This is a genomic window from Thiolapillus sp. (assembly GCF_048562965.1).
Classification (GTDB): Bacteria; Pseudomonadota; Gammaproteobacteria; order Chromatiales; family Chromatiaceae; genus Thiolapillus; species Thiolapillus brandeum_A.
Map to the genome: position 1 here is coordinate 1 of NZ_JBHNMF010000652.1, position 1,704 is coordinate 1,704.

Annotated in this window: 1 protein-coding gene and 1 pseudogene; one reads left to right on the top strand and one right to left on the bottom strand. The window is 53.1% G+C overall.

Annotated features, from left to right (window positions below; all coding sequences use genetic code 11):
• Window positions 1-163: 163 nt before the first annotated feature.
• On the bottom strand, window positions 164-1,042 hold the full coding sequence (locus ACOCD2_RS18820) for a hypothetical protein (RefSeq protein WP_419625900.1): 879 nt from the start codon (window positions 1,040-1,042) through the stop codon (window positions 164-166).
• Window positions 1,043-1,257: 215 nt separating this feature from the next.
• On the opposite strand from ACOCD2_RS18820, the pseudogene ACOCD2_RS18825 reads away from it, so the two are divergent.
• Window positions 1,258-1,704 (top strand): annotated as a pseudogene (locus tag ACOCD2_RS18825) (integrase); the annotation flags it as partial.

A 1,704-nucleotide genomic window follows, 5' to 3' on the forward strand; every position in this document is an offset into this window, starting at 1 on the left:
GGCGGGGGGGGGGTGGATTGAAACTCCAGATGATTCGACAGGTCCCATGGGAACCATCCATGAACGAAGTCGGCGTGCATCAGGCGCCGGTAGGCATAGAATCGCTGCGCGTCGGTCGCGTATTTATGGGTCAGCAGTGACTGAACCCGATTGATGACCGCGCTCATTTCTGCTTTGGTATTGGTTTTTTTGGAGGCGCTGGCTCCATGAGTTTTGAAACCTCGTACATTCCACCCATGGCAACACCCTGCCCAATCGCCATTTTTGCCCCCTTTTTTGCCCACCCGATGAGCTTTTCGCTCAATGTCTTCTGTGCTTCAACATCATTTTCTGATTGCGTTCCCTGCTCCAAGGTTTGCGCTGGCGATCTGCCCACTTGGCCGTCGGCAGGTATATTTTCCATGGGAGCCGCAGGGTCAGGCGCTTCTGCCATCGGATTGCTGCTGATGGGCAACTCTTCATCACCAACCGGCTCAGGTTCGGGCACACCACCCCCCATATTTTCCACAGCGCCCTCTATGGATTGCAGGTCCGATGAGGCCTGGGACAAATCCTCAGACGCCGACTCGGACACTGTCCGGGCCATCGCCCTTGCTTCTGAACCGGCACTGCGACCCAAAGAACCAAGATCGGACATCAGTTCCCCCTCAGCAAGCGCCCCATCGACCTCTGCATCTGTAGCAGCGGCCTCTGCGCCATCTGCGGCCAACATACTCAAATCAGCAGCGGCCGCCGCATCGAGCTCAGGTTGCTCCGTAACCGCCCCCAGCGCCATGAGATCGATATTTACAACGACCTCAAGAATGGTCAGGATTGGTGATTTTCCAGTCGGGTCAATATATTGCGTAGGGTTCGCAATCGATAGCGTGTAGGCCGATACTGATTTGTTCGCCGGGTCCGTTGACAGGAAGACTGCGCGGGTGACACTATACGTCCGCGCGTTGTAAAAAACGTGCTCCTCTTGTATCGGATGCCCATGGAAAGCGGGTTGTGGATGCAGTTCCGATTGGGCAGTCGGAATCCACAACCCCATCAGTATCACAAGATGTATTCTTGATAGCATCGGCACAGGGGTCCTAGGCCCGGATGACGGTCGCGAACACCCGCGCCCTCCCTTTATATTGTACTGTTTCCCTCACGTTTATCAAGTGTGAGCCTTGTCCAATATGAAATGAGTCTGAACGTAGGCCGTATTTCCAGTATGAGGTGAGTCTGAAATAAGCTGAATTTTTTCGGTGATTTGTTCATGATGGGAGCATGAAAGCCATCATGAAAACAGAAGAATTGACCACAATTGAACACCTGTCCAACTTTTTGGAAGGAACCCAAGCGGTCGCTTTTACCATCAGTAGCGACAAGGACAAGCGTTATCGTTGGTTACAGAGGGAGCTGGTTCGTTTTGACTATCTGTCTCTGAATAAACCAGACAAAGGCATTGTCATCCGCTATTTGCTCAAGGTAACGGGTTATTCCCGTCAACAATTAACGCGCTTGATTGCCCAGTACCGAAAGACAGGCCGGTTGAGCCGTCAGCAACGAACAACGGCGGGTTTCAAGCGCCGCTACACCGATCGTGACATCCTGCTACTGGCAGAAATGGATGAACGCCATGACACGCCTTGTGGACATGCCATCAAGAAGCTGTGTGAGCGTGCCTATCAGGTATTTGGGCAATCAGACTATGAAACCGCTGGCCGGCATCTC